The 24799-nt window shown below is 44.7% G+C and carries 20 protein-coding genes, 4 pseudogenes and 1 riboswitch; of the genes and pseudogenes, 4 read left to right on the top strand and 20 right to left on the bottom strand.

Going from position 1 to position 24799, the window contains the following annotated elements; genetic code table 11:
• Positions 1–67: 67 nt before the first annotated feature.
• Positions 68–898, bottom strand: a complete 831-nt coding sequence (locus JCM16418_RS12800; RefSeq protein WP_036649483.1) for an alpha/beta hydrolase — start codon at positions 896–898, stop codon at positions 68–70.
• A gap of 245 nt (positions 899–1143) precedes the next feature.
• On the opposite strand from JCM16418_RS12800, the gene JCM16418_RS26350 reads away from it, so the two are divergent.
• From JCM16418_RS26350 to JCM16418_RS12785, 4 genes are all read left to right on the top strand, one after another.
• On the top strand, positions 1144–1266 hold the full coding sequence (locus JCM16418_RS26350; protein WP_256203053.1) for a hypothetical protein: 123 nt from the start codon (positions 1144–1146) through the stop codon (positions 1264–1266).
• A gap of 86 nt (positions 1267–1352) precedes the next feature.
• Entirely contained in the window at positions 1353–1673 is a 321-nt protein-coding gene (locus JCM16418_RS12795) for a DUF1129 domain-containing protein (protein ID WP_036649481.1), read from the top strand.
• An 8-nt stretch (positions 1674–1681) separates the two neighbouring features.
• Positions 1682–2017, top strand: coding sequence for a hypothetical protein (locus JCM16418_RS12790; protein WP_148298804.1), 336 nt, complete (start codon positions 1682–1684; stop codon positions 2015–2017).
• A 165-nt stretch (positions 2018–2182) separates the two neighbouring features.
• A complete protein-coding gene (locus JCM16418_RS12785; protein WP_052020254.1) occupies positions 2183–3130 on the top strand; it encodes a hypothetical protein in 948 nt (315 codons plus the stop codon).
• A gap of 147 nt (positions 3131–3277) precedes the next feature.
• Here the strand turns inward: JCM16418_RS12785 and ilvA are convergent, their stop codons facing one another.
• The 19 genes and pseudogenes from ilvA to JCM16418_RS25300 form a co-directional block, all read right to left on the bottom strand.
• Positions 3278–4678, bottom strand: a complete 1401-nt coding sequence (gene ilvA / locus JCM16418_RS12780; protein WP_256203052.1) for a threonine ammonia-lyase IlvA — start codon at positions 4676–4678, stop codon at positions 3278–3280.
• Between the two features lie 174 nt (positions 4679–4852).
• Positions 4853–5467, bottom strand: a complete 615-nt coding sequence (locus JCM16418_RS12775) for an alpha/beta hydrolase (RefSeq protein ID WP_036649477.1) — start codon at positions 5465–5467, stop codon at positions 4853–4855.
• A pseudogene (locus tag JCM16418_RS12770) lies at positions 5467–6410 on the bottom strand (ring-cleaving dioxygenase). The gene JCM16418_RS12775 and the pseudogene JCM16418_RS12770 overlap by 1 nt, the downstream one beginning before the upstream one ends.
• 428 nt (positions 6411–6838) lie before the next feature.
• Positions 6839–8110 carry a phosphoribosylamine--glycine ligase gene (gene purD, locus JCM16418_RS12765; protein WP_036649475.1) on the bottom strand — a complete coding sequence of 424 codons (1272 nt, stop codon included), beginning with the start codon at positions 8108–8110 and terminating at the stop codon, positions 6839–6841.
• 43 nt (positions 8111–8153) lie between these two features.
• Positions 8154–9701 carry a bifunctional phosphoribosylaminoimidazolecarboxamide formyltransferase/IMP cyclohydrolase gene (gene purH, locus JCM16418_RS12760; protein WP_036649474.1) on the bottom strand — a complete coding sequence of 516 codons (1548 nt, stop codon included), beginning with the start codon at positions 9699–9701 and terminating at the stop codon, positions 8154–8156.
• Positions 9702–9894: 193 nt separating this feature from the next.
• The gene (purN, locus tag JCM16418_RS12755; RefSeq protein ID WP_036649471.1) at positions 9895–10509 is read right to left on the bottom strand and encodes a phosphoribosylglycinamide formyltransferase; all 615 of its coding nucleotides are present in this window, start codon (positions 10507–10509) and stop codon (positions 9895–9897) included.
• Positions 10509–11548 (bottom strand): annotated as a pseudogene (gene purM, locus JCM16418_RS12750) (phosphoribosylformylglycinamidine cyclo-ligase). Before purM ends, purN begins: the two are co-directional and overlap by 1 nt.
• A 320-nt stretch (positions 11549–11868) precedes the next feature.
• Positions 11869–13347 (bottom strand): amidophosphoribosyltransferase, encoded by a 1479-nt coding sequence (gene purF / locus JCM16418_RS12745; RefSeq protein WP_036649468.1) that lies wholly within the window; start codon positions 13345–13347, stop codon positions 11869–11871.
• Complete coding sequence (purL, locus tag JCM16418_RS12740) at positions 13332–15575, bottom strand: phosphoribosylformylglycinamidine synthase subunit PurL (protein ID WP_036649465.1); 2244 nt, start codon at positions 15573–15575, stop codon at positions 13332–13334. The genes purF and purL overlap by 16 nt, the downstream gene beginning before the upstream one ends.
• Positions 15553–16242, bottom strand: a complete 690-nt coding sequence (gene purQ / locus JCM16418_RS12735) for a phosphoribosylformylglycinamidine synthase subunit PurQ (protein ID WP_036649462.1) — start codon at positions 16240–16242, stop codon at positions 15553–15555. Before purQ ends, purL begins: the two co-directional genes overlap by 23 nt.
• Positions 16243–16247: 5 nt before the next feature.
• Complete coding sequence (gene purS / locus JCM16418_RS12730) at positions 16248–16493, bottom strand: phosphoribosylformylglycinamidine synthase subunit PurS (RefSeq protein ID WP_036649459.1); 246 nt, start codon at positions 16491–16493, stop codon at positions 16248–16250.
• Positions 16494–16569: 76 nt separating this feature from the next.
• Positions 16570–17462, bottom strand: a pseudogene (locus JCM16418_RS12725) (phosphoribosylaminoimidazolesuccinocarboxamide synthase).
• A 17-nt stretch (positions 17463–17479) separates the two neighbouring features.
• Positions 17480–18774 (bottom strand): annotated as a pseudogene (gene purB / locus JCM16418_RS12720) (adenylosuccinate lyase).
• Positions 18771–19949, bottom strand: a complete 1179-nt coding sequence (gene purK, locus JCM16418_RS12715) for a 5-(carboxyamino)imidazole ribonucleotide synthase (protein ID WP_052020253.1) — start codon at positions 19947–19949, stop codon at positions 18771–18773. The pseudogene purB and the gene purK overlap by 4 nt, the downstream one beginning before the upstream one ends.
• Positions 19946–20431 carry a 5-(carboxyamino)imidazole ribonucleotide mutase gene (gene purE, locus JCM16418_RS12710; RefSeq protein WP_036649457.1) on the bottom strand — a complete coding sequence of 162 codons (486 nt, stop codon included), beginning with the start codon at positions 20429–20431 and terminating at the stop codon, positions 19946–19948. Before purE ends, purK begins: the two co-directional genes overlap by 4 nt.
• Positions 20432–20573: 142 nt before the next feature.
• Positions 20574–20674, bottom strand: a riboswitch (purine riboswitch).
• A 221-nt stretch (positions 20675–20895) separates the two neighbouring features.
• The gene (locus tag JCM16418_RS12705; protein WP_036649454.1) at positions 20896–21330 is read right to left on the bottom strand and encodes a universal stress protein; all 435 of its coding nucleotides are present in this window, start codon (positions 21328–21330) and stop codon (positions 20896–20898) included.
• A gap of 101 nt (positions 21331–21431) precedes the next feature.
• Positions 21432–21695, bottom strand: a complete 264-nt coding sequence (locus JCM16418_RS12700) for a DUF1294 domain-containing protein (RefSeq protein WP_036649451.1) — start codon at positions 21693–21695, stop codon at positions 21432–21434.
• Positions 21696–21820: 125 nt separating this feature from the next.
• A complete protein-coding gene (locus JCM16418_RS12695) occupies positions 21821–23965 on the bottom strand; it encodes a DNA topoisomerase III (RefSeq protein WP_036649449.1) in 2145 nt (714 codons plus the stop codon).
• 227 nt (positions 23966–24192) lie between these two features.
• Positions 24193–24330 (bottom strand): hypothetical protein, encoded by a 138-nt coding sequence (locus JCM16418_RS25300; RefSeq protein WP_162832476.1) that lies wholly within the window; start codon positions 24328–24330, stop codon positions 24193–24195.
• Positions 24331–24799: the final 469 nt, after the last annotated feature.

Below are 24799 nucleotides of genomic sequence, written 5' to 3'. Positions count from 1 at the left end.
CTATATTTTACCCTGTATGCAGACAAAATTCCAATGATCTACCCACCAGGCTAAAGAGAAACGTACATTAAATCATCCAATGCTGCCATTCCTGCTGAACGTTCTCTTGGTTATTCAGCCATTCTTTTGTGCTATGGATGAGCTGGTTGCGATGCAATGCCGAGGAATACGTGTGATTTGCCTGAAAAATAATTTCTTTATCGCATCTACCTTCCGATCTCATCCAGAACACCTTCTGATATAAAAAGGCATAGTCGACGGGTATTGAATCATCGGATGTTCCGTGAACGATGAGTACATTACCACTAAATTTCCCTGCTTCTTGGAAGGGCTGAAATTGAGCGAGAGATTCAAAGAAATTCGGAGCAATTTCATAGCCGAGATAGTCGCCTGTTCCGGATTTAATCGAGGAATCGTACACGTCTCTACCCGTGATTTTGACAATATCATTTAGCGGGTAGCCTACGGAAGACCACAATATTAGATTCTTCACTCTTCGATCACGCACGGCAGTCATAATCGCTACGGCACCTCCAAGGCTATGTCCAATGAGGGTTACGCTGGTCGGATCTACATCCGTGCAGCTAAGTGCATAGTTAAGAACCGAGCGAGTCTGATTAATCATGGATTCGAAGCCTTCACTACCATAGCTGCCGCTGCTTTCACCGCAACCTGCGTAATCAAAACGAAGAACCATATATCCTTCCTGAGCTAGGTCACGCGCAGTTTTCACAAACAAACGATCTACACCAATGCGACTGCCGACGAATCCATGACAGATAATAACAAGAGGTACCCGCTCCTTGCTCCGTCCTTCTTTATTCGCAGGCTTTAACGGATAATGAATGCTGGCCGCAAGCTCTTCTTGCTCATGTTTAATATTAATTTGCCGCTCCATAGCTCAGTCCCCCTTGTTCATTCGCAATGAATTATGAATGCAATTAAATGTGAGGCGATTCCCCAAATTTCTAATTTAAATAATTCCGATAAGTTTAATGTGAATTAGTAAACTTATCTTATCATTGCTCCGAAGGTACTGTCAATTAGAAGTCTATCCGTATGGAAAATAAATACCAGGCAACACTAGTGCCATCTATTAAACAGGATTGCCATGTCAACTCATACGGAAAGAAGGTTTAAAGCATGTGGGAGCACATCCGAAATTGGATTCAGCAATATCCGATACCAACACTGCTAATTTTGTGCGTTGTGCTTGCTGTGATTTATGTGGCTATGCATTACGAACAGTTATTTTATAAAGAGTAACTTAGCCCCGCCATTCTTCAATTTGTTCAATTGGCTTGCAAACGAGAATGGCTATTCCTATACTGGAAGTATACGGAGGAGCGGACATGACAACTAGAGATATGATTAAAGAAAACAACAAGCTACGCGAACAATTAACACCAGGTAATAAAGAATACGTAGAAGATGTCATTGTGTTCGTACGAAGTAGTAGAGTACAGCAGTCTGTCGCTGAGAAGCGGCTGTTAGAGCTGACCCATGACGTCATACAAGGGCAATCTGAAGGAAAAACTGCTGCACAGTGGATAGGTAGAGATAGTTCAACATTAGCTGAGCAAATAACAGCTGAACTTCCTGCTGTGAAACCTGTAGAAGGTCTGAAATATTACATTATGATGCTTGGATCGCGCTTACGTGGTTATTTTTAATCGAAGCGTTGGTTGGATTTGTTGCTAGTTGGAGCGGTTATACAGGTGCATCTTTGAATCGAATTAGTCTTCTGACGATCATTATGATCGCTCTTGGATCGATTCTACTCGTTGAGGTTCTGATGAAATCGATTAATCGTATGCAGACAGACGAAGGTAGTTCTAAAACCAAAATCGACCTCAAGGCTATTGGAGCTTACATATTAGTGTTGGTCGTTATTATGGGCATTGGATACTCCCTACGTAATATTCTACCTGTGTTCACCTTGTCTCCATGGGTCAGTCTAATCATCTTTATCATAGGACTGGCGGGACAGAAATTTATCTTCATGCGTGGAAGATGAACGAGGTAAAATATTTTAAGCAAGAGAAAGCCCTCACTTCCTGTGTTAGGGGCTTTTTTTGCATATAAATATAAGTAAAAGTTTACAAGTCGGAAACAAGTTGAAACAATTACGAAACAACAAATGGGTAATATATTCCTATAACAAAACATAGGAGGATTTACCATGAATTTTAAAGGAACCACAGCAACAGCCGCAGCATTAGTACTTGCACTAGCTATACAAACAGGTTCAGGAGTTGCTGAGGCCGCTAAAACACCGTCTGCTACTTTAACCCAAACACCACAGTTGTCTGCAGAAATGAAGCATGCGAATGCTATATATACTCACACACTTCAACTATTGAAACAGAACAAGCTGGCTGAAGCCGTGTCCTACATGGAGAAATACATTTCCGGCGTGACGCTGCAGCAAGCGACAATCATGACATTGAAGTTAGAGAATGCGCAGCTCGCTGCCAGGCCTGCATGGAATAAGAAGATTATCTCTGAGGCAAATCAAAGAGCCCTGATGAAGCTCGCTACAGACAAATATGATTTGACCTTTTTGATGAACCGCACGAAAGATAAGAAGCTCCGTACATTATTGCAGGGAGCTCGAGATAGCGGATATCAACTTCAAACTTCTGAAGGTATGTTCTATCTGGTCATGGACTACCCTCGCTATCAGAAGTTCCGTTCCTTCGTAACCGCTGATATCAAGAGTTACATCGATATAATGACGACAGAAACGAATAAACCATTCAGTAATGACGCGGCTCTTATGATTAGCTGGTCTGAAGTCACAAACCGTGCACTTACACAGCAAAAATTTGTGAAAAGCTTCCCCGTTTCCAACCGTGCGAAGCAAGTACAGAGCCTGTACAATAATTATCTCAATATTACATTCACTGGCCTAAACAATACGCCTCTCTTTGATTATGAACATAACAAAATGGATGCCATGGCTAAGGCAGCATATCAAAAGGTGCTTGATAACAACAGCATAGATAATAATAGTTACCTGAAGAAACTACAGGGCTTCTTGGATGTACTTGCTAAGAATAACGATATGCTAACACCTGAGGTTGAGAAATACTCTAAGTCTGTATTGCCTAAGCAAATGAAATACTGAAAAACGTATATCCGTTATCATTTTAAAATTCAGCTTTCTGAACAGACTATACTTGCTTTGTAACATGTAAAAAGAACCAGCGGGACCTGATCTCCCGCTGGTTCTTCTTTAACTAACTTCGTCATGCTAAGGCATTAAATGAGAACACTAGAGCAACATATTAAACAAATTTTGATCCTTGTTCAGTTCAGTAAACTGAATATTTTTACGATTCATCCGTTCAATAAGCGGCAAATAATCATCCGTCGAATTAAGCTCAATGCCAACAAGGGCAGGGCCATTCTCTTTATTATGCTTTTTCGTATATTCAAAGTTTGTGATGTCATCGTTAGGACCAAGTACATCTTGCAGAAATTCGCGTAAAGCACCTGAGCGCTGTGGGAAGTTGACTAAGAAATAATGCTTGATTCCTTCGTACATCAGCGAACGCTCTTTAATCTCCTGCATGCGGTCGATGTCATTGTTGCCACCACTAATGATGCAAACTACATTTTTGCCCATGATTTGCTCACGATACAAATCCAGTGCTGCTACAGACAAAGCACCTGCTGGTTCTACTACAATCGCATTCTCATTATATAGATCAAGAATCGTTGTACAAGCTTTACCTTCAGGTACCTTAACCACATCATCCAGCGTACGTGAACAGATGTCATATGTGATGTCACCCACTCTTTTAACAGCCGCACCATCAATGAACTTATCAATCTCATCCAACGTAACGACTTCCTTGCGCATAATCGCTTCGCTCATGGATGCTGCTCCCATGGGTTCCACACCAACAATTCGGGTCGAAGGACTAACCGTCTTGATGTATGTTCCGACCCCAGCCGCTAGACCACCGCCACCAATCGTTACAAACACATAATCCAACGGAGCATCTAAACTCTCCATCACTTCCATCGCAATGGTGCCGTTACCCGCTATAATCTTAGGTTGATCAAAAGGATGGATGAAGGTGAGTCCATTCTCTCGACAATCTTTAATCGCATTCTCGTAAGCATCATCATACGTATCGCCGATGAGAACGACCTCGATGTTACTCCCACCAAAACGCTTCACTTGCTTCACCTTTTGATTAGGCGTCGTACTCGGCATGTAGATTTTACCGTGAATACTTAGCGCATTACAGGAAAAGGCGACGCCTTGGGCGTGGTTTCCTGCACTGGCACACACAATACCCTTCGACAATTCTTCTGGTGTCAAGCTCCGGATCATGTTATAGGCACCACGAATTTTGAAAGAACGGACGACCTGTAAGTCTTCACGTTTAAGATAGACATTACAATGGTACTTCGTGGAGAGTACCTCGTCACGCTGAAGCGGTGTGCGGACAATGACCTCCCTTAGCACATGATGTGCTCGGACGATATCTTCCATATTGACGGAGCGGCGTTGATTGGCAGGTTGTCCAGCCTCTGCGCTGCTCTGTTCGGTTAAATGATTACGCAAGGTTTGACCGATCGAATTCAGCACCGGCGTGTCTGCATTCGTGATGGTTTCTGAATCTGATTCTAATGACGCAGTATTAAGGTTAGCTTCCTTCATAGTTCTCCTCACTCCACTCGCCCTCTTCTCTATCCGAAACTGGGCTTTTCTTTCAATCTATTACATTGTACCGTACCTTTTTGGGGGTATTTTTCAAGGGTAATTCACCCTTTTTTCATATCACGCATAAAAGCCCTCCCATCATCATGATGAGAAGGCAGTTATTAAGTGTTTTTAAGCGAAGACTGATTTCAACCACAGCTCAGCTTCATCAATCTCCCCACGGCTTAGTTGGTGACCATGATTCTCCCAGTGTAGCTTAACATCTGCACCCGCTTCGGTAAGCAAAGATGTAAGTTCCTCCGTCTCATTCGTAGAGCATAAAGGGTCATTCGTACCTGCTCCGATAAATACAGGAATACCCGTTAAATCAGGAAGTACTTTACCACGTAGTGGGACCATTGGGTGTAGAAGAACAGCCCCTTGAAGTGCATCGCGGTCATGAAATAGGAGACTAGCCGCAATATTTGCGCCATTCGAGAAGCCAACAGCAACCATCTTCTGAGCATCCAGACCATACTTGACCGCAGCCTCTGTTAAGAAGTCCTTCAATTCAAATGTACGCATGATTAGATCTTCCTCATCGAATACGCCTTCCGCAAGTCTGCGAAAAAAACGCGGCATGCCGTTCTCCACTACATTTCCTCGCACCCCAAGTACAGATGAGCCAGGTGAAAGCATCTGCGCGATCGGTAGCAAATCTCGCTCATTACCTCCTGTTCCATGTAAAAGTACAAGTACAGGTGCGTCATTATCCGTTCCTTGTTTGAAAATATGCTGCATGCTCATTACTGTTGTCCTCCCAGTTCTCTAACCTCAATTTTCGGTAATTTCTGCTCGATTAAGTCACGCTGTGGTTCATACCATTCTGGTAGCATTAAATGTGTACCCAATTCTTCCTCTGATTCATCTCGTGTAAAGCCTGGAGGATCTGTGGCAATTTCAAATAGGATACCTCCCGGTTCGCGGAAATACACCGCATTGAAATATTGACGATCGATCACCTGCGTGGGATGAAAACCTGCTTGTTCCACAAATTGTCTCCACTCTTCATGTTCGTCATCATCCTTGGCACGCCAAGCAATATGATGAACAGTCCCTGATCCGCTGTGGCCCCAGCATGCATCCTCGGTATTTACATCAATGACATTGCCGAGATTACCGTAGCTGCGAAAGCGAACCATACCATTATTTTCACTGACCTTCGTTAGGCCTAGTATATGTTCAAGTACATGTATCGTTTTTTTGGAGGATACGCTGCTCAGAATAGCTCCACCAAAGCCCTTCACTGCGTATTCCACAGGCACTCCACTATAGGACCATTGACTTTGTGGACCTTCGGCTCTTTCAACCAGTTCAACTCGTAAACCTGATGGATCATCGAACCGTAGGAAAGTTTCATCGAATCGGGATGTTACCTCATACGGAATGGCGAGGCTCTGAAGTCTCTTTTTCCAAAAATCTAAGCTATCGACAGGAACGGCATATACAGTCGTATCAACCTGCCCACCACCAATCGTTCCTTTGCGCGAGTTAGAATATGGAAAGAATGTAATGATCGTACCAGGCTCCCACCTTCATTACCGAAATATAAATGATATACTTCCGGCGCGTCAAAATTGATGGTTTTCTTAACCAAACGAAGTCCGAGTACACCGGAATAAAAATCTACATTTTGCTGCGCATCATCAACAAAAGCCGTAATATGATGGATACCTGCTGTTTGTAGCATGGGAATTCCTCCTCCATAAGGTCGATCTCACTAATTTATCTTAATATTAAGATTATACACATAATACTATGCTAATTTAAGATAATATTCAAGTACTTATCCATTATCTTCTCCTTCAAACCTCATATATAGTCCTATTGCAACTGAGGGCTAATTCCAACATCCGTATTAGAACCATGTAATGAGTTGATGAGTGACCACTACGCTTCTTCAGGACAATTTCCATCTACTTCTCTATATATCTGCACATATTCTATTTAATCCTTACTAATTTATAAAATTAGACTATAACATTCCCTAGTGCTCTGTGCTCTTTTTCATCAAAAATAGCCTACGTCTCTGCTATAAACAGATTCGTAGGCCATTATCATATCTTTATATCGTCCGCACAAGTTCCCCCCGGAACCTCGTTCCTTGCTCAACCTATACTATACTAAAGCTTTCGCTGCAATATCGCTCCGGTTTTGTTTACCTTCGAACGTTATGGTCTCGGCTTGCTTGTAAGCTTCTTTTCGTGCCTCTGCAATATCCGCTCCAAGGCCAACTACACCCAACACACGTCCACCGTTTGTGACAAACTCTCCCTGAGCATTCTTAGCTGTACCTGCATGGAATACAATAGCCTTATCGCCGTCCGTAGGCGTCAAACCTTGTATTGGTAATCCCTTGGGATAAGACGCAGGATAACCACCAGAAGCCAGTACTACGCATACTGCCGCCTCATCGCTCCATTCAATTTCCACATCAGCCAGCGTTCCGTCCAGCGAAGCGAGGAAAATCTCGAGTAAATCACTCTTCAGTCGCGGCAGCACAACCTGAGTCTCTGGATCGCCAAAGCGAGCATTAAACTCAATGGTCGTTGGTGTACCATCCGGCTGAATCATCAGTCCCGCAAATAGCACACCACGGAATGGACGTCCTTCAGCAACCATTGCTTTTGCCGTCGGCTTAATGATGTTTTCAATCGCTGTTTCAATAATCGAAGGATTAATATGAGGAAGTGGAGAGTAGGTTCCCATGCCTCCTGTATTCGGACCCTGATCCCCGTCAAATACCTGCTTATGATCTTGCGCAGCTGCCATAGGACGGACCGTTTCTCCATCAACGAACGATAGAATAGACATCTCTTGTCCCTTCAAGAACTCCTCAATGACCACCTGTGCACCAGATTCTCCAAACACCTTGTCGACCATAATCGCATGAAGTGCTTGCTCTGCTTGTTCCATCGAGAAAGCCACGGTAACCCCCTTGCCTGCTGCAAGTCCATCTGCTTTGATAACGATTGGAACCTGCTGTGCATGCAGGTAAGATAAAGCTGCTTCATAGTTGTCAAATTTCTCGTAGGCTGCTGTCGGGATATGATACTTATGAAGTAAATCCTTCATAAACGTCTTACTTCCTTCAATTTCAGCAGCATTTTTACGGGGGCCATAGACTGGAATGCCTTTCGCTTCAAAAGCATCCACGATTCCCTCAGCAAGCGGATCATCCGGTCCAACTACGACAATACCTACCTCTTTCTCTGCAGCAAATGCCGTCAAACGATCGAACTCATTTACAGCAATCGGCACACACTCAGCTAGTTGTCCGATACCTGCGTTTCCTGGAGCGCAGAAGATATGGCCCGCACGTGGGCTTTTCTTAAGCGCCCAAATGATCGCATGCTCACGGCCTCCGCCACCAATGACCAAAATATCCATGTTTGCCTCCTGATCATGTATGCTTCATGCATACACTTCGTTTCTAGTGTTTGAAATGTCTAACGCCAGTAAACACCATGGCAATTCCGTATTCATTCGCAACCTTGATGGATTCTTCATCTTTAATCGAACCACCTGGCTGAATTACCGCCGTAATCCCTGCCTTAGCCGCTAGCTCAACCGTATCGCCCATTGGGAAGAACGCATCGGATGCGAGGACAGAACCTTTTGCCTTCTCGCCTGCTTGCTCAATTGCAATTTTCGCTGAACCAACACGGTTCATCTGGCCCGCTCCAACACCAACCGTCATATTATCTGCCGCGAGCACAATCGCGTTCGATTTAACATGCTTCACAACTTTCCAGCCAAATAGAAGCTGTTTCAACTCTTCTGGCGTAGGCTGACGATCCGTAACGACCTTAAGATCTGCTTCTTCGACAGCATGCACATCACTTTCCTGCACAACCATACCACCATCAATGGAAGTTACAACAAACTGACTCGCACGATCTTTAGAAGATCCGAACTCGCCCATTTTCAACAAGCGAATATTTTTCTTTTTCGTCAGGATTTCTAATGCTTCTTCCGTAAAGCCTGGTGCCAATACGATTTCGAGGAAAATTTGACTCAGTAGGTTAGCTGTATCACCATCAATGATACGGTTTGCTGCTACGATACCACCAAAGATCGAGGTAGGGTCAGCTTGATATGCTTTTTCATAAGCTTCATAAATGCTTGCACCCGTGCCTACACCACAAGGATTCATATGTTTAACCGCTACAACCGCAGGCTCATCAAATTCCTTCACAATGAGTAGCGCCGCGTTCGCATCGTTAATATTGTTGTAAGACAATTCTTTGCCGTGCAGTTGCTCCGCTGTCGTTAATGTACCTTCTGGTGCCAGTGGTTTACGGTAGAAGGCTGCCTTCTGATGAGGATTCTCTCCATAACGAAGATCCTGAATTTTCTCATATGTCACGGTCATACGTTCTGGAAGGGGATCACCCAAGACATTCGACAAATAATCAGAGATTAGAGCGTCGTATGAACCGGTGTGACGGAATACTTTAGCTGCAAGGCGCTTGCGAGTCTCAAGGGTTGTATCACCCTCAGCCTTAATCTCTTCTAGAACACTGCCATAATCCGCAGCATCGACAACCACACTAACAAAAGCATGGTTTTTAGCAGCGGAACGTAGCATCGTTGGTCCACCAATGTCGATATTTTCAATCGCATCTTCATAAGTCACATCAGGTTTAGCAATCGTTTCTTGGAATGGGTACAAGTTAACTACCACCAAATCAATATAGTCCAGACCCAGCTCCTTCATTTGCTGCTGATGCTCTTCACTGTCACGAACAGCCAGTAGTCCACTGTGTACAGCAGGATGAAGTGTCTTTACGCGGCCATCCAGAATTTCTGGAAAACCTGTAACATCCGAAATACCGATAACCGGAACTCCTTCTTTGGCAAGTAAGCTTTTCGTTCCGCCTGTAGAAATAACCTCAACACCTAATGCACACAGCTCGCGGCAAAATTCCACAATGCCACTCTTATCCGATACGCTGACTAGTGCTCTTTTGATAGCCAAGCTAATCCCTCCTCTATGTGTAAAAACGATAACTTTCGCTTTCAAGCATTTATTTCCCGAGAAATATCGAAAATGTTCACCCTGACAACATTCACATGTCCTCTGCTGACAAAACATCCCGCTTCTTCACATTCTGCCGCATGTTCTTGTCGCTCTCGCGGCTTATGTCGCCTTCGTCCATGTCTGATCGATCCTATTCCGCTATCGTGACGAGTCTGTCTTCAAGCTTAACTTTGCCTTGGGCAAACAACGAGACGACATACGGATACAATTCCCGCTCGACACTATGCACGGATTTGGCAAAGGTTGCCTCTGTCTCTGAAGTACCAACTACAATCGCACGCTGAGCAATAATAGGTCCGGTATCCATCCCACCGTCAACATAATGAACCGTTACACCACTGATTTTAACGCCATATTCCAGCGCTTGTCCGATCGCATTCGTCCCTGGAAATGCTGGAAGCAATGAAGGATGCACATTGATTAATCGTCCCGCGTATTTGTCCACGATAACAGGTGTGAGCAGACGCATATAACCGGCGAGAACAATGAGCTGGACATCCAGTTCCTCTAGCCGGTTAACAATTTCCGCCTCATATTCTTCACGTGAAGAATATTCCTTAGGTATAAAGAGATGACAAGGGATGCCTGCCTTCTCTGCGCGCCGGACGACAGGAGCCGCAGGCTTGTCGCATACAAGCAACTCCACCTGCGCACCTCCAAGATTTCCAGCCTGCGCTGCATCCACTAGCGCTTGGAAATTGCTTCCTTCGCCTGAAGCAAATATGGCTATCCGGTATGAACTCATTACACTTCAGCTCCGGTAAAGGTCACAATCGATTCGCCAGCTGTAACACGGCCAATGACATAAGCCTCTTCCCCGCTTGCTTCTAGCAAACGTAGTGCTTCTTCTGCATCCTGCTCACGAACCACAAGCACTAGACCGATTCCCATGTTGAATGTCGTAAACATATCACGGTTCGTAATTACGCCTTTATTTTGCATCAGCTCGAATACAGCAGAATAGGCCATGAACCATAATCAATTTCAACATTTACGTTCTCAGGAAGCATCCGTGGAATATTCTCGATAAAGCCACCACCTGTAATATGCGCCATACCTTTGACGTTAAGCTTCTCTACCAATTGAAGAAGTGGCTTCACGTAAATCTTAGTAGGAGCTAGCAAAATATCTCCTAGCTTACCGCCAAGCTCAGCAATTTCATCCTGCAAATCGTATCCAGCTTGCTCTAGAAGAAGCTTACGCACGAGTGAGAACCCGTTACTATGAATACCGCTGGAAGCCAGACCAATAACCGTGTCTCCCGGTGCAATGGTCGTACCATTAATGATCTTGCTCTTGTCTACGATACCTACCGTGAACCCAGCGATATCATATTCACCTTCACTATACATACCAGGCATTTCGGCCGTTTCACCGCCAATTAGTGCGCATCCCGCTTGATGACAGCCTTCTGCGATACCTGAGACGATGGCTTCGATCTTCTCAGGTAGGACTTTGTCACACGCCAGATAATCAAGGAAGAAAAGCGGCTCAGCGCCTTGTACAACGATATCGTTCACGCACATAGCGACAGCATCAATACCAATCGTATCATGACGATCCATAGCAAATGCCAGTTTCAGCTTCGTGCCTACTCCATCTGTTCCAGACACTAATACTGGCTCGTCGTACTTGTCCTTGTTTAGACCAAATAACGCACCGAACCCGCCTAGATCTGTCATCACTTCAGGACGGAATGTCCGTTTAACGTGCTTCTTCATCCGTTCTACCGCTTCATTACCTGCCGCGATATCAACACCCGCATTTTTATAAGCTTCTGACACTTGGTATGACACTTCCTTTCGATTCTGTGTTAGATACGTTTAATATTCAATACATGAAGTATTTATCTATTAAAATAAATGATTCCACTGCTGCAAACATGGCTCAATACCAAAATTAGTGGCCGAGCGTTCATAACCAAGCCGCTACGGGTTCGGAGGGTTCTTACGATCGCTGTTAAAGTCTAATTTCTGGATAATAAAAGAATATGGGTTGAAATTGGACTTTAAAGGCGACCACTGGTGTTTCTCCAGAATCCCTCCGACCCTCCGCTCTGTTCGCACGTCAACTGAACCACTAATTTTTAGTTAGAGCTGCAAACTTAGCAGCTGCAACCAAATTTTTCTTCGCCGCCAAAATCAGTACGCGTTGGATAATCATTATCGAAGCATGCTAAGCATAATCCGCCCTTTTTATCCTCTGCGTTATTTCCCGCGATCGCCGTAATTAATCCCTCTGGACTCAAAAAAGCCAATGAATCCGCGTGAATCTCCTTACACATTTCTTCAATCGACATTTGGGAAGCAATTAGCTCCCGACGATCGGGTGTATCAATACCGTAGAAGCACGGATTCTTGAATGGGGGTGAAGTAATGCGAACATGGACTTCGGTTGCCCCTGCTTCACGTAGCAGATTAACGATCCGGCGGGATGTCGTTCCACGCACGATGGAATCATCAATCATAACCACACGTTGACCTTCCACCACACGGCGAACGGCACTCAGCTTCATCTTCACACCCTGCTCACGCAGTTCTTGACTAGGCTGGATAAACGTCCGTCCAGAATATTTATTCTTGATGAGACCGAGCTCATACGGAATTCCTGTTTGCTCTGCATAGCCGATAGCCGCTGAGATACTAGAATCCGGTACACCCGTTACAATGTCAGCATCTACAAATGATTCTAGCGCCATGCGACTACCCATCCGTTTGCGAGCAGCATGCTGGTTGGAACCATTCATATCACTATCCGGTCTTGCAAAATATACGTATTCCATTGCACATAGCGATTTACGATGCTTCTTCTCTTCGAACCGATCTTCACGTAGACCCTGTTCATCTAGAATAAGCAACTCACCTGGTTCAATGTCCCGAATCAGCTTCGCACCAATCGTTTCAAACGCGCAGCTCTCAGAGGCGAATACATATGCGTCTCCTAGCATCCCCATACATAACGGACGAAGTCCATGAGGGTCCGATGCTACGAGCAGCTTATCGTTCGTCATAATGAGGAACGCATAACCACCAACAATACGGTTAAAAGCATCTTTTGCCGCTTCAACTAAATCCTTAGATGAACGCGCAATCAGATGGGCAATCACTTCCGTGTCACTCGTCGTCTGAAAAATCGAGCCGCTTTGCTCCAGCTCGCGCCGAATTTGTGGTGCATTGACAATGTTACCGTTGGTAGCCACAGCCAAATCCCCATCACGGTATTTGAACACGAGTGGCTGTGCATTCGTCAGCTTGCTGTCACCACTAGTCGAATAACGAACATGACCGATCGCGATATCACCTACTAGCGAAGCCATCATATCCTTGTCGAATACTTCCTTCACTAGTCCCATACCTCGGTGATAATGGAACTCCGAACGGTCGCTGACACAAATGCCTGCACTCTCTTCCCCGCGATGCTGCAAAGCATGCAGCCCATAATAACTTAGAGAAGCGGAATCCGAGTGTCCGTAGACCCCGAATACACCGCATTCATCTTTTAATTTATCAAATAGCCCGTCTTTGCCTGAGCCTTCGTTATAGTAGTCTCCAGTCCACAACTGTGGTGTTACTTCATGAGACATGGAATCGCATCCTCCCAGACCTGCTTCAAGCCCGCTACGGATTCGTTTAAAGCCGAAGCGCCGTTGATGTCAATGATCAAACTGCTGCCTTCTACGATACCAATCGCTTGTACTGGGACACCTTGGCCTGCAATATAGTCTGTAAGCTGCGCCGCTTTATCTTTAGACGTGGAGAGAATAATACGTGATTGGCTCTCACTGAACATCAGGAAGTCAGAGCGGAGTTCCGATTCAACATGTACTTGTGCACCAATAGAGCCACTAATACAGGATTCAGCAAGTGCTGCAGCTAATCCGCCCTCGGACAAATCATGCGCCGAATTCACAAGGCCATTTTGGATGCCGCCAAGAACAGAACCTAGTAATTTTTTCTCAACATCCAAATCAAGACTTGGTGGACGACCTTCCGTTACACCGTGAACCACGTATTGAAGCTCACTACCGCCAAGCTCAGCCTTCGTGTCACCCAGAAGTAGAATAACGTCGCCTTCGTTCTTAAAGCCTTGTGTCGTAATGTGATCTGTATCATGTACGAGACCCACCATACCCACAACAGGTGTCGGGTAAATTGATCCGCTAGCATTCTCGTTGTACAAGCTGACATTACCACCGATAACCGGAGTGTTCAGCTCGCGGCAAGCTTCTGCCATACCATCAACTGCACGTTCCATTTGCCAGAAAATCTCTGGTTTCTCTGGATTACCGAAGTTTAGGTTATCTGTAATCGCAAGTGGCTCAGCGCCCGTACATACAATGTTACGCGCCGCCTCACTGACTGCAATCTTACCGCCCACTTCAGGATCTAGATATACATAACGTCCATTGCAGTCCGTTGTCATCGCAAGCCCCTTGCGAGTGCCTTGCACTGTAACCACTGCGGCGTCTGAACCTGGACGAACGGCCGTACTTGTACGGACCATATAATCATATTGGTTGTATACCCATGCTTTACTTGCGACAGTTGGGGATGCCAATATGCTCTTCAGCGCACCACCCAAATCTTTCACTTCTTCATAGCGCAGTGTATCAACGGTTGCATTCTTCTCATAATAAGCTGGAACAGAAGATGGCTTGTTGTACACTGGACACTCATCTACCAAAGCAGTTACAGGCATATTGCCGACCACTTCACCATGGTGATACAGCTTCAAACGTCCATCATCCGTTACTTTACCAACCTTGGCACAAATGACACCCCAGCGATCAAAAATCTCTTGAGCTTGTGCTTCATCCTTCGGCTCAACAACAAACAACATCCGTTCCTGCGACTCCGATAGCATCATCTCGTAAGGTGTCATGCCTTCTTCACGCTGCGGCACTTGATCCAGATACAGCTCCAGACCGTTACCCGCTTTACTTGCCATTTCGGCACTAGAGCAAGTCAGACCCGCTGCTCCCATATCCTGAATACCAAGCACGATACCCGAATCGATTAGCTCAAGGCATGATTCCATAACCAGCTTCTCCATGAATGGATCGCCGACCTGTACTGCTGTACGCTTCGCTTCTGACTCATCACTCAGCTCAACCGAAGCAAATGTTGCTCCGTGGATTCCATCGCGTCCTGTTGGAGGGCCCACGTAGAATACAGGGTTACCGACACCTTTAGCGACACCGCGCTGGATTTTATCATGATCAATTAGACCCACGCACATTGCATTCACTAGTGGATTCCCATCATAGCTGTTGTCGAACATAATTTCGCCGCCAACTGTTGGAATACCGATACAGTTACCGTATCCAGCAATACCAGATACGACATGCTCAAATAAATATTTAACACGGTCGCTCTCGAGTTTACCGAAACGAAGTGAGTTCAGCGTTGCTATAGGTCTTGCACCCATGGAGAAAATATCACGGATAATACCACCAACACCCGTTGCCGCGCCTTGGAAAGGCTCCACAGCTGAAGGGTGATTATGACTTTCAATTTTGAATACAACCGCTTGATTGTCACCGATATCGACGATACCTGCACCTTCACCCGGTCCCATCAATACGCGAGGACCCGTGGTTGGAAAACGACGCAAGAGCGGCTTCGAATTTTTATAGGCACAATGCTCAGACCACATTACGCTGAATACACCGATTTCTGTATAATTGGGCTTCCGTTCCATAAATGAACAAATCAGTTCATATTCGCTGTCAGACACGCCAAACTGTTGATATATTTTCTGCTCCGCAATTTGTTCTGCGGTTGGTTCTTTAGCGGACACTTGCTGCGCCATGGATATCCCTCCAAGCATTTAGAATAGATGTAAACATGCGTTTGCCATCTTCTGAACCCAGAAGAGAATTTACGGCTCTTTCTGGATGCGGCATCATACCGACGACATTTCCTTGTTCGTTACAAATGCCGGCAATATCAGCAAGTGAACCGTTAGGATTGTTGCTATACGTAAAGACAATTTGGTCGTTCTGCTTCAAACGCGTAAACGTCTCATCATCACAATAGTAATTACCTTCACCATGTGCGATCGGAATAATGATTTCTTCACCTTCACTATAATCCGTCGTAAATGGTGTTTTGTTATTAACAACTTTAAGCGAAGTATCATGACAACGAAATTTCATCGAATTGTTACGTAGCAGTGCTCCTGGAAGAAGTCCCGCTTCCGTCAAAATTTGAAATCCATTACAAATGCCGAGAATAAATTTACCAGCTTCAGCAGCCTTAGCCACTTCATTCATAACTGGAGCGAATCTTGAGATTGCTCCACAGCGCAAGTAGTCTCCATAAGAGAACCCACCAGGAACCAGAATGCAATCATAGGCAGAGAGATCAGTAGCCGTGTGCCACACATAATCAACAGGCTCCCCAATCGTTTCTTCTACCGCTTTGTAGCAGTCAATATCACAGTTTGAACCAGGAAAGACGAGAACGGCAAATTTCATGAATGTTAACCCTCCAATTCGTAACGGTAATCCTCGACTACCGTGTTGGCAAGAAGCTTCTCACACATGGCTTTGAGACGTTCTTCGGCCTCAGCACGATCAGTCGTGTCCAAGTTTAGCTCCAAAAACTTACCAATACGTACGCTTTCTACCTCTTGAAATCCCATCGAATGAAGTGCTCCTTGTACTGCAACTCCTTGCGGATCAAGTACACCTTGTTTAATTGTGACATAGACGGTTGCTTTCATCATGTTCCTCTTGTTCCTCCTCATAGCGAAGTGCTATTTGATATGTGGGCTTCCATGTTTAAGTTTCGCAATGTAACTATTAACGCAGCGTTACTCCAGTCAAGCGATGATATATATCCATATAACGACGTGTCGTTTCGTTAACAACAGCAGCCGGAAGTGGATCAGGCTGGCTATTCTTGTCCCAAGTTGACGCAGACAGATAGTTTCGCACAGGCTCTTTATCCATACTATCAATTTCGATATCCAGCTCGTAATTTTCACGGGCCCAGAACCGAGAGGAATCCGGTGTAAAAATCTCATCAATGAGGATCACATGACCATCTAGAATACCGAACTCAAACTTGCAGTCTGCCAAAATAATGCCCCGCACTGCGCAATATTCTTTTGCGAAGCTATAAAGTGAGAGGCTCTTGTCCTGCAATTCGAGCGCTAGCTCTGCACCGATCAGCTCCTGCATACGCTCCATGGAGATATCCTCTCGTGACCGACATCGTTTTTAGCCGCAGGGGTGAAGATAGGCTCAGCGAAGGCTTGATTCTTCCGCATACCTGCCGGAAGCTTAATACCATTCACTTCACCGCTGGTCTCATACTGTCTCCAGCCACCTCCGGTGATGTATCCACGAACCACACATTCCATATCGATTCGCTGTGCTTTATGAACCACCATAATTCGGTCTTTCAGAAGTTCCTTATCCTTAATGATTGATCCCAAACGTTCAACATCCGTATGAACGACATGATTCTCCATCAGATCTTGCGTCTGTTCGAACCAGAAAGCGCTCAGTCGGTTAAGTACATTCCCCTTCTCAGGCACAGCCGGATCTAGCACATAATCAAATGCCGAAATCCGATCTGTCACGACAATCAGAACATGTTCTCCTAAATCATATAGTTCACGCACTTTGCCCTTATACAGGAGCGGCGCATCGACAAGTTCCACCGCTGTGGAAATGGCTGTTGCAGTCATGTGAATCCTCCCATGATTTATATTAAGTTTAATTTTTTGAAAATTGTATCTACATGCTTCAGATGCCAAGAAGGATTAAATGCATCTTCAATCTCTTCCGCGCTCAGCGCCTCCGTGATTTCAGGTGTCGATTCGATAATATCGCGGAACTGACGCTGTTCTTCCCAAGCCTGCATTGCGCGTGGTTGAACGGTATCATATGCTTGCTCACGGCTGAAGCTTTATCGATCAGTTTCGTCATCACACGGCCTGAAAAAGGCACGCCGAAGGTACGTCCGATATTACGCTTCATATTCTCAGGGAACACCGTCAAGTTCTTCACAATGTTACCGAAACGGTTCAACATGTAGTTTAGAAGCATCGTTGCGTCTGGAATAATGATACGTTCTACAGATGAATGTGAAATATCGCGTTCATGCCATAGCGTTACATCTTCATAAGCCGTTACCATGTGTCCACGAATGACACGGGACAGACCAGAGATATTCTCGCAACCAATTGGATTGCGTTTATGCGGCATAGCCGATGAACCCTTTTGACCCTTAGCAAAAGCTTCTTCAACCTCACGTACTTCACTCTTCTGAAGCGCGCGAATTTCTGTAGCGAACTTATCTAGAGATGTAGCGATCAATGCAAGTGTCGCCATATACTCAGCATGACGGTCACGTTGCAATGTTTGTGTTGAGATTGGAGCCGCTGTTGTGCCGAGTTTGTTGCATACGAACTCTTCAACCGAAGGATCAATATTTGCGTAAGTGCCTACTGCACCAGAAATCTTACCAAACTGGACGCCATTTGCTGCATGACGAAAACGTTCTAAATTACGTTTCATTTCCTCATACCATAGTGCCATTTTCAGACCAAAAGTAGTTGGCTCTGCGTGAACACCATGTGTACGTCCCATCATCGCTGTATCTTTATAAGCAACTGCTTTATCTTTCAAGATTTCGATGAAGTTGATAATGTCCTTCTCCAAAATCGTGTTGGCTTGAAGTAGCAAATATCCCATTGCTGTATCTACAACGTCCGTAGAAGTCAGTCCGTAATGCACCCATTTACGTTCTTGTCCCAAGCTTTCCGATACAGCGCGGGTAAAAGCGATAACATCATGGCGAGTTTCCTTCTCAATCTCGTTAATACGGTCAATGTCAAACTTAGCATTCTTACGAAGAAGCACGGTGTCTTCCTTCGGAATTACACCTAGCTCCGCCCATGCTTCACAAGCACATAATTCCACTTCAAGCCACGCATTAAATTTATTCTCCTCAGTCCAAATCGCCCGCATTTCGGGTCTACTATAACGTTCTATCATAAATGATCCTGCCTCCAAATATTAGTTTGTTCTACCCAATCTATTCCGTGCTGTACATCGGCGCATAACAGGTTGATATGACCCATTTTGCGGCCGACCTTACTCTCTTCTTTACCGTATAAATGAAGCTTAGGGATAACACCGAATTCGTTAACGGATCCATCCTTTTGCCCGGTAATCTTAACGACTTCCTCCAAATGCTGTCCAAGCACATTAACCATGACCACGGGAGTCATGAGCTCCGCATCGCCTAGCGGGAGATTACAGATCGCTCTCACATGCTGCTCGAACTGTGAAGTACTGCAAGCCTCCATTGTATAATGTCCTGAATTATGCGGACGTGGTGCCAATTCATTAACGTACAGCTGACCCGACTCCGTCACGAACAATTCCACAGCCAGCAGTCCAACAGCGTTTAAATGCACGACTAACCTCTCAGCCAAACGGCGTGCTTCACGCTGTACCTGATCACTCACTCTAGCAGGGACAATGGATAGGTGAAGGATATTGTTCACATGTATATTTTCTGAGACTGGGAAGCTCTTCACTTCTCCCTGAGGACTCCGAGCAGCAATCACTGAGATTTCGCACTGAAAATCAATAAATTGCTCCAGTACAAGTTCTCTTCCTGAAGCAGCTAGCTCGTGATAGGCAGGTTCAACTTGGTCGAGAGAGCGAAGTACAACCTGTCCCTTCCCATCATAACCTCCAGTAGCTGTCTTTAGCACGCTTGGAAGATCTAACTCTTCCACAGCCTGCTGCAAACTGCTGAGACTAGTAATCTCACGATACGGCGCTACAGGAACACCTGCTGCTTCGATCGCCCGCTTCTCACGCAACCGATGCTGCGTCGTATACAGAAGCTCGCTCCCTTGTGGTACGTGCGACTCCTTCGATAGGAGTTCGGCAACGCCGGCATCTACGTTTTCAAATTCATAAGTGATGACATCCGCTTGTCCCGCTAGTTCTCTAGCTGCCTCAACATCATCATAATCCGCCTGAATCTGTCGTGCAATTTGTCCGCAAGGTGATTCCGGAGTTGGATCAAGCGTTATAAAACGATAACCCATTGCCGTCCCGGACAATGTCATCATTCGTCCGAGCTGTCCTCCACCAAGAATGCCTATCGTCGATCCGGGTAAAATCGTCTTATAACTCATCTGGTCAACTGTCATAGCGTGTCACTGCTTTCTAGCACCTCATCGCGTATTGCATCCCTACGAGACTGTACGCGCGCCTGCACCTCTGGATCAAAAGCTCCAATAATCTGTGCAGCTAGCAGCCCTGCGTTTGTAGCACCCGCTTGTCCAATAGCAACCGTTGCAACAGGTATACCACCTGGCATTTGGACAATTGAAAGAAGCGAATCCAAACCGTTCAATGCCTTAGATTGAACAGGTACACCGATCACTGGAAGCATCGTCTTTGCTGCGACCATTCCAGGCAGATGAGCTGCTCCGCCAGCACCAGCAATAATGACACGAAGCCCACGCTCAGCAGCTTCCTCTGCATATGTGAACATCAAGTCCGGTGTGCGATGCGCGGACACGACTTTTTTTTCATAAGAGATATTAAGTTCATCAAGCACCTTACATGCATGCTGCATCGTTTCCCAGTCCGACTTGCTACCCATGATGACACCGACTGCTACTGACATATTTCGACCCACTTTCTACTCGTTTTCATATTAAAAAAATCCGATCTCCAAGAAAATAATACTATTTTCAGGGTACCGGACCTAGTAAGGAATACTGGAATTACGACAACTTTTGACATCAAAAGAGCCTCAGGTATAGCATACCTGACTAGTATTCCCTCGTAGTCCGGAAATTTACGGTTCCCAGGTAGAGACGTCCGGGCCTATTCCCGGCATTATACGAGATACTTTCATATAAAAAGATTGAGCATGTAGCCCTATTCTTTGTCATGCATACAATCAATAATTTATTTAAAATACAATCTATACTTAACAGTTTAACAATCCCTTATAGTCTATGTCAACTCAAATCCGAACGTTTAAAGCCAAATAAAATCTAATGTTCGCTTCTGGACATGGATAGCTATAAAAGAAAGCCAGTACACCTTGACGATAAGGTACACTGGCTTCTACGTCGTTACAATTTATTTAACTACAAGTACAGGAACACGGGAGTGCTGCACCACATTATGGCTAACGCTACCAAGTACAAACTCGCGAATTCCGCCAAGGCCACGGCTACCGATAATAATAACGTCCGAGTCATTCTCTTTAGCGTACTTCAGAATCACTTCAGCCGGTCCGCCCTGAATGAGTTCAACATTAGAGTTAACTCCTGCAGTTGCCAGACGCTCTTTCACTTCTTCTATCGTTTGTTCAGCCAAGTCATAAAAATCCTTGTTTACTGAAGCCGGAATTGGGGCAAGGCCTTCACCCATAAAGACACGTGGGAAATCAAATACATGAATAACATCAATAACAGAATCCGGAGCAGCTTGAGCCAACTCAATAGCACGATCAAGGGCCTTATTCGAAGCTTTGGAACCGTCATATGCCAATAAAATTTTGGAGAATAACATGTGAGCCCACCTCTTCTTTCTCTTGTCCATAGACTGAATTGAAATGTATTAAACCATATAATTATGGATGAAACCAAAGGATGGTCATAAAGAATATTCCACTATTTCAGGAAGTACGTATACAAAGCTACATTAATCACAAGTAATACAGGTATACCCATTCTAAAACTCAAATGACGTGTCTTGTGACGTTTACGATACATTGCAATCAGTACGCCAAGTGAGCCGCCAATGGCTGCAAGAATAAAGAGTGTACGTTCTGGAACTCGCTCCCGCCTATTTCTTGCTCTACGTTTGTCTTCGGACATGACTAAGTATCCTACCACATTAATAAAAATAAACCATATCCAAATCAATGTCCTCAACGAAGGGTCACCTCCGATCCAACTGCTTACTTCTATTATAATTGTATCCACTGGCAGAAACAATATTAACCAATACGACTTCACATAAACGACATTTCCAATTCTAACGACTCCATTTTTAACATTTATTTATTGTTTTTTTGTTCCATCGCTGCCTTCAACAGTTCTCCCAGATTAGAGCCTACAGTCTCTTGTTTCGAATATTGCTGAACAAGCTTGCGTTCCTCTCGTTTATTCACATGTTTACCGCCCTGATTCATCGTCTCCGTAATGCCACAGGACAGACATTGAACATACAAACCTGCTTTACCTTCCTTCATCTCCATCTTCTTATGACACTGAGGACAGCGACGATTCGATAGTCGTTTTTCACCAGATCGGCGATAACCACAATCATCACTTGGGCAAGTGAGCATAAGTCCGCGCTTACTCTTCTTCTCTAAGAGGCGAGTTCCGCAATCTGGACAGTGACTAGTCGAAACGTTATGAGGTTTGTATTCAACCGCGCTTCCCTTAACTCCTGCGACCAATTCTTTAGACATACTTCGGATACCTTCTAAAAATGGTTCAGCCTTACCTTTACCCCGCGCGATCCCTTCCAGCTCAGCTTCCCATTTGGCTGTTAATCCTGGGGTAGCAAGTTCTGACGATACGAGTTCTATAAGCTGTTTACCTTTACCGGTCGGATGCAGCACACTTCCCTGCCTTTCGATCGTATCGGAGTTAACTAGCTTCTCGATGATATCCGCGCGTGTTGCTGGTGTTCCAAGACCATGCTTCTCCATCTGTGACAACAATCCAGCTTCTGAATATCGCTTAGGAGGAAGCGTTCGTCCGTTCTGCATTTGGACTTTCTGAATCTTAACCGTATCTCCCTCGTTCAACACTGGAAGCGCGGAACTGCTCTCGTCGGATTCGGAGGCAGATGTAGCATCTTCCTCTCCCTCATCTTCGCTAGATGCTATACCCCCATATACCTCCCGCCAGCCACTGTTCTTCACTGTTGTCCCTTTAACATGAAAGGATTCTCCTTCTACCTGAACAACAACATCTACCGCATCATACAGCGCAGGTGGATAGAACAGACTGATAAAGCGACGCACGATCAAATCGTATAGCTTACGCTCTTCTGTGTTGAGCTTATTTAGTAGTAATGTCTCTTCTGTTGGAATAATGGCGTGGTGATCACTTACCTTGGAATCATCTACAATGCGTTTGCTGATCGGTAAATTCTTACGTAGAAGTGGACGAGCAAGCGTCGCATATGGTCCAACAGCCACACTATTCAGTCGTTCCTTCAGCGTGCCAGCCATATCTGTTGTTAAGTATCTGCTATCTGTACGTGGATAAGTAACCAGCTTATGCTGTTCATACAATTTTTGAAGTACATTCGATGTTTGTTTCGCCGAAAATCCGTACTTTCGGTTGGCATCACGCTGCAGCTCTGTGAGATCATAAGCTAGTGGATGTGGTTCTACTTTCTCTGTTTTTTTCACCTTTATAATACGTCCGCTCTTATCCTCAAGCTTCGCCTTTAGCTCTTCTGCCTGTTTTCGATCAAAAATCCGTCCATTGCCACCACCACTCCGCCACGAAGCTGTAAAACTGCCAAAATCCGCCTTAATCATGTCATAAGCCTGTGAGCGGAACTGTATAATCTCATGTTCTCTGTCCATAATCATGCCAAGTGTTGGAGTTTGAACTCTACCTGCGGAGAGCTGTGCTCCAAACTTTACAGTCAATGCCCGTGTTACGTTCAGCCCGATCATCCAATCCGCCTCAGCGCGGCATCGAGCAGATTCATACAATCGATCAAACTCTTTACCTGGTCGTAAGCCAGCAAACCCCTCTTTAATCGCTTTATCCGTCTGAGAAGATATCCACAAGCGCTGAAAAGGTTTATTCCATTTGATCATATTCAAAATCCACCGTGCAAGTAGTTCACCTTCACGCGCAGCATCTGTAGCCACAATCAAATCACCTATATCTTGCCTACGTGCAAGCTGCTGAACCACCTTGAACTGTTGACTAGTTTCACGCAGCACCTTCAGCTTCATTGTGCCTGGAAGGATGGGTAAATCCTCTAAATTCCAGGTAGCATATTTATGATCATAGTCCTCAGGCTCCGCTAGTCCAACTAAATGTCCTAGCGCCCAAGTGACAATATATTTTGGTCCTTCAAAATACCCCTTGTGTTTCTCACGACTGCCCATTACCCGTGCAATTTCTCTTGCTACAGAGGGCTTTTCTGCTAAAACTAAAGATTTCATCCCTATCGCCTCTCTCTCCACCCTATTATAACATCACGGCATCGTTCGTTTGCAAAATCCCCATGCCTCTTGAGATGATTAATCTTTATACCTTCCTAGTTAAAATAAGAAAATCCCTTCTTGGCAGTTGAATAGACATCAGTGTCTATTCACCATCCTAAAAAGAGATTTTCTTGGATTGCTTTGGATTGCTTTGGATTGCTAATCCTACAGTTGCAAATGCAGCCTTATGAATCCTTCTTTGGAATCTGATTCAAACTTGGCGGATATTTTGCAGTCTTTTCCGGGTGAAGCGTAATAATTTCTTCTTTTATACTAGCTTTGTTTTGCTGGTCATCTATTTTTGTAGACTTATTATATGGCACTGTTCATCCCCCCTTGTTCATAACGATTCCCATAAAGATTCGAAATTATCCGAAAACAAGTGCATCAATCTAATTATAAAGGTAAATATTTACATATTATTAAAGTTTGAAAAAGTTTATTTCATGGCCTGTGGATGAATTTTTGAATATTAAAGGTTTATTTTCGATTTATCCTCAGGTTGTTCAAGACTTGTGTATAGTTCGACACAATTATGGAGTGTTATGGATCAAAATGATTATGGAAATGTGAACTTGGTATTGGTTTGTGTATAGTGTTGATGAAATTGTGGATGTGTGGAGAAGAATCTTGCGATAATTCATGAGTAGGTGGCTTTATTGTGTATAAAGAATGTAAAAATTATTAGAATTCTTAATATTGTGGATAGAACATTCAGCTTTAAATAAGATATCCACATGTGTACAGACAAAAATAAAAACCACCGTCGATGAGAATCAACAGTGGTTCTTC

Origin of the sequence: Paenibacillus pini JCM 16418, assembly GCF_000576305.1 — a bacterium.
In the GTDB taxonomy this organism is placed as follows: Bacteria; Bacillota; Bacilli; order Paenibacillales; family Paenibacillaceae; genus Paenibacillus_AQ; species Paenibacillus_AQ pini.
Note: the sequence above shows the minus strand (reverse complement) of the source record. Positions and strands in the feature narration are given on the sequence as shown.

What these genes read in the sequence shown, in the direction of transcription:
- JCM16418_RS12800 (WP_036649483.1), bottom strand. Translation starts at nt 898, where the DNA reads ATGGAGCGGCAAATTAATATTAAACATGAGCAAGAAGAGCTTGCGGCC.
- JCM16418_RS26350 (WP_256203053.1), top strand. Translation starts at nt 1,144, where the DNA reads ATGTGGGAGCACATCCGAAATTGGATTCAGCAATATCCGATACCAACA.
- JCM16418_RS12795 (WP_036649481.1), top strand. Translation starts at nt 1,353, where the DNA reads ATGACAACTAGAGATATGATTAAAGAAAACAACAAGCTACGCGAACAA.
- JCM16418_RS12785 (WP_052020254.1), top strand. Translation starts at nt 2,183, where the DNA reads ATGAATTTTAAAGGAACCACAGCAACAGCCGCAGCATTAGTACTTGCA.
- ilvA (WP_256203052.1), bottom strand. Translation starts at nt 4,678, where the DNA reads ATGAAGGAAGCTAACCTTAATACTGCGTCATTAGAATCAGATTCAGAA.
- JCM16418_RS12775 (WP_036649477.1), bottom strand. Translation starts at nt 5,467, where the DNA reads ATGAGCATGCAGCATATTTTCAAACAAGGAACGGATAATGACGCACCT.
- purD (WP_036649475.1), bottom strand. Translation starts at nt 8,110, where the DNA reads ATGGATATTTTGGTCATTGGTGGCGGAGGCCGTGAGCATGCGATCATT.
- purN (WP_036649471.1), bottom strand. Translation starts at nt 10,509, where the DNA reads ATGAGTTCATACCGGATAGCCATATTTGCTTCAGGCGAAGGAAGCAAT.
- purF (WP_036649468.1), bottom strand. Translation starts at nt 13,347, where the DNA reads ATGTCTCATGAAGTAACACCACAGTTGTGGACTGGAGACTACTATAAC.
- purL (WP_036649465.1), bottom strand. Translation starts at nt 15,575, where the DNA reads ATGGCGCAGCAAGTGTCCGCTAAAGAACCAACCGCAGAACAAATTGCG.
- purQ (WP_036649462.1), bottom strand. Translation starts at nt 16,242, where the DNA reads ATGAAATTTGCCGTTCTCGTCTTTCCTGGTTCAAACTGTGATATTGAC.
- purS (WP_036649459.1), bottom strand. Translation starts at nt 16,493, where the DNA reads ATGATGAAAGCAACCGTCTATGTCACAATTAAACAAGGTGTACTTGAT.
- purK (WP_052020253.1), bottom strand. Translation starts at nt 19,949, where the DNA reads ATGACAGTTGACCAGATGAGTTATAAGACGATTTTACCCGGATCGACG.
- purE (WP_036649457.1), bottom strand. Translation starts at nt 20,431, where the DNA reads ATGTCAGTAGCAGTCGGTGTCATCATGGGTAGCAAGTCGGACTGGGAA.
- JCM16418_RS12705 (WP_036649454.1), bottom strand. Translation starts at nt 21,330, where the DNA reads ATGTTATTCTCCAAAATTTTATTGGCATATGACGGTTCCAAAGCTTCG.
- JCM16418_RS12695 (WP_036649449.1), bottom strand. Translation starts at nt 23,965, where the DNA reads ATGAAATCTTTAGTTTTAGCAGAAAAGCCCTCTGTAGCAAGAGAAATT.